The organism is Flavobacterium sp. AJR, from assembly GCF_002156885.1.
Taxonomy (GTDB): Bacteria; Bacteroidota; Bacteroidia; order Flavobacteriales; family Flavobacteriaceae; genus Flavobacterium.
Genome location: NZ_NCWQ01000165.1, coordinates 1 through 3,173, shown reverse-complemented (window position 1 = coordinate 3,173; position 3,173 = coordinate 1). Strand labels below are relative to the sequence as shown.

Annotated in this window: 4 protein-coding genes; 2 read left to right on the top strand and 2 right to left on the bottom strand. The window is 32.7% G+C overall.

Annotated elements, in window-relative coordinates; all coding sequences use genetic code 11:
* Positions 1–100: 100 nt before the first annotated feature.
* Complete coding sequence (locus tag B8T70_RS23225; RefSeq protein WP_086896406.1) at positions 101–970, bottom strand: lysophospholipid acyltransferase family protein; 870 nt, start codon at positions 968–970, stop codon at positions 101–103.
* Positions 971–1,083: 113 nt separating this feature from the next.
* Between B8T70_RS23225 and B8T70_RS23220 the strand changes: the two genes are divergently transcribed.
* Together B8T70_RS23220 and B8T70_RS23215 are read left to right on the top strand one after the other, a co-directional pair.
* Positions 1,084–1,722 (top strand): rhomboid family intramembrane serine protease, encoded by a 639-nt coding sequence (locus tag B8T70_RS23220; RefSeq protein ID WP_086896405.1) that lies wholly within the window; start codon positions 1,084–1,086, stop codon positions 1,720–1,722.
* A gap of 50 nt (positions 1,723–1,772) precedes the next feature.
* Entirely contained in the window at positions 1,773–2,465 is a 693-nt protein-coding gene (locus tag B8T70_RS23215) for an SIMPL domain-containing protein (protein WP_039119921.1), read from the top strand.
* Between the two features lie 288 nt (positions 2,466–2,753).
* Here the strand turns inward: B8T70_RS23215 and B8T70_RS24160 are convergent.
* The coding region (locus tag B8T70_RS24160) for a hypothetical protein (protein ID WP_207621561.1) at positions 2,754–3,173 on the bottom strand (420 nt) is incomplete at its 5' end.

The following is a 3,173-nucleotide window of genomic DNA, read 5'->3' as shown; positions in this document are numbered from 1 at the left end:
AGTTTATTTCTTTTCTCTGTTTGGTGATAAAACAGATTGTATCTAAATGTTTACATAAAAAAAGCTCCAAATCATTAAGTTTTGGAGCTTTTTTTATGAGTTATCTTCTGTGTTTCCATCTTTTATGCGTCCATAAATAATACTCAGGAGCTTCTAGAATTTGTTTTTCTACTTCTTTTAGATAAGTATGAGTAATTTCAAAACCATCTGCTTTTTTAGGAGTATCACAAATAGGGATAAAAGTAGCCTCGTAATATCCGCGTTTTACTTTTTTTACTTTTACAAATAAAACACTCAAGTTGTATTTTCTAGCTAACATTTCGGCGCCAGTATGTACAGGAACCTCAATTCCCATAAAGGTATCCCAATGAAAAGCCCTGTCTAATTTTGGTGATTGATCACTTGCTAAGCCGTACAGACTTAAAATACCATCCCTTTGGTTTTGTGCCATGAGCGGGATTATTTTTTTAGTTTCGACTAATTCAGCGTCATATTTAGAGCGAATTTTTCGTACTAACTTATCAAAATAGGGATTTACAATTTTTTTGTAAACACCAATTCCTCTAAATTTTATTTGAGCATTTAGAGTTAATAGCCATTCCCAGCTTGCATAATGTGAAGCCACAAGAACGACACTTTTACCTTTTTCTTCGTATTCTTTTATAAGTTCAACATTAGTAAGAACAAAACGTTTGCGCATTTCTTCAGGAGAAATAGTCATCGTTTTTATCATTTCCAAGAACATGTCACACATGTGTTGGTAGAATTTCTTTTCGATTGTTTTCCTTTCTTTATCAGTAAGATGCGGTAAGGCAATCGCTAAATTTTCTTTCACTGTTTTTCTTCGATATCTAACCAAGTAGTAAACTATGAAATAAACAACATCAGAAAATAAATAAAAAATAGGAAATGGAAGAATAGATATAATCCAAAGTAATGGATATGCCAGTATATAAACGAGGAATTGCATGCAGTTTTATTTTTTACAAATATAACTCAAAAATGGATAACGTATATATTTTAATCAGTAACTGTGATTTCTGGGAGAATGACTATATTTACAATTCACAATAAATATAGAATATGAATACCATTTTGATAGGAATAATTGTTGCCAATGTTTTAGTTAGTTACAAGGGTTTTAACGATCTTTCTTTTTTTAGAAAATATGAATTTCACGTAGGAAGTATACGTTCAGGAGAACAAATAAGAATGTTAACATCAGGTTTCTTGCATGTAGATATGATGCATTTACTTTTTAATATGTTAACGCTTTGGTTTTTCGCGCCAGTAGTTATTAATCATTTAGGAAACTTTTCGTTTGTATTGATCTATGTTGGTAGTTTGGTTTTTGGTAGTTTGCTAACCATGTTATTCCATAAAAATGATTATAGTTATCGCGCAGTAGGAGCTTCCGGAGCGGTAACAGGAATATTGTATTCGGCGATATTATTGCAACCTGACATGATGTTAGGAATATTTTTTATAATTCCGATGCCAGCCTATCTTTTCGGAATCTTATATTTGTTATATTCTATATACGGGATGAGAGCTAAAAATGATAATATTGGACATACAGCGCATTTTGGCGGAGCCATTGGGGGTTATATGATTACATTGATAAAAGACCCATCTTTAGTTTACGATCACAGTCTTATGGTTGTTCTGTTAGCGATACCAATTGTTATACTTTTTGTAATGGCTAAGCTAGGAAAACTATAATGGCACAACTTTTGAAAAGGAATAATAAAGAACAATTAAATAATACAAATATGAAAAAAGTAGCTCTATTTTTAACCCTTATGTTTATGACTATGTCTTACGCTCAAGAAACAAAACAAATTCCGCAAATAAGTGTGTCAGGAGAAGGAAAAGTAAAAGTTGCTCCAGATCAGGCGACAATTTTAGCAACAATTGAAACCAAAGGAAGTAATGCTAAAGATGTAAAGAAGCAAAACGACCAGAAAATGGATGCTGTTTTAAAATTCATTAAAAAAATGAATATTCCAACTGCCGATTTCAAAACAAAACAAGTCGCACTAAATCCGCAATATGATTATGAAAAAAAGAAACATAATTATAACGCTACACAAACAGTAGAAATCTCGTTGAAAGATTTAACTAAGTACGATGAGTTAATGGAAGGTTTGGTTGATCAAGGAATCAATCGTATAGATGGTGTAACTTTTGAATCTTCAAAACTAGCACAACATGAGTCAGAAGCTAGAAAATTGGCAATAAAAGATGCGAAGTCTAAAGCAGAAGATTATGTTTCAGTTTTAGGGCAAAAAGTAGGTAAAGCAATTGTTATTTCAGATAACTCACAAGGATACCGTCCGCAACCTATGTATGCAGCTATGAAATCTATGGCTATGGATAGTGCAGGTGCTGCTTCTAATGAAACGCTTGCGATTGGAGAGATTGAGATTGTATCAAATGTAAGTGTGAGTTTTATTTTAGAATAAATAAAAACCTCTAAATAGTTAATCCCGTCATTTAATAAATGACGGGATTTTTTTTGCTTAGCTGTTTCTTGTCTCAAAAAAGAGGCTAAGTTTTTTAAAAAATAATCATGGCTGATTCAATGAGGTTTTTTGAGGTAACAGGCAATCTTTTTTTGTATGTCCACATATATAAGGTGTGACATCGTCCTTATATTTAGGTGTAGGTAGAATTGATGAATAAGCCGAGTTATAGGTTTCAGGAATACTCCAATCAAGTTATTATATATAGTAGCCGCTTTTTTTATGACCTTATATATAGGAGTCATATTCTACGATACTATATAGGAGAAGCTTTTTCAGGAGCTGTTTCCTGCTATCTACTACAATCTTGCCCTTTTTAAAGAAAAAAGGACAAGGATTTCCGCTATTATCAGGGCTAGGGGCGACAAAACATAACAAAAGCTGCGCAGGAAAGACAATAAAAGCGACTTTGCGCCTTAGTGTCTTTGCGCGAAACCTAGCAAAACCCAGCAAAACCCAGCAAAAACAAGGAAAACCTAGAGGGAGAGTCTTAAAAAGACAGAGAGAAAGAAAAAAAAACACCCGTAAACATACTGTTATCAGACTGTTAAAAAATAAACCAAAAATACTCTCTAAAAAGTATTGATTATCTATATAAAGGTGGTAGTTTTGCACCCGCAACAACGACAAACGTTCCTTTAAATACTG

What these genes read in the sequence shown, in the direction of transcription:
- B8T70_RS23225 (WP_086896406.1), bottom strand. Translation starts at nt 970, where the DNA reads ATGCAATTCCTCGTTTATATACTGGCATATCCATTACTTTGGATTATA.
- B8T70_RS23220 (WP_086896405.1), top strand. Translation starts at nt 1,084, where the DNA reads ATGAATACCATTTTGATAGGAATAATTGTTGCCAATGTTTTAGTTAGT.
- B8T70_RS23215 (WP_039119921.1), top strand. Translation starts at nt 1,773, where the DNA reads ATGAAAAAAGTAGCTCTATTTTTAACCCTTATGTTTATGACTATGTCT.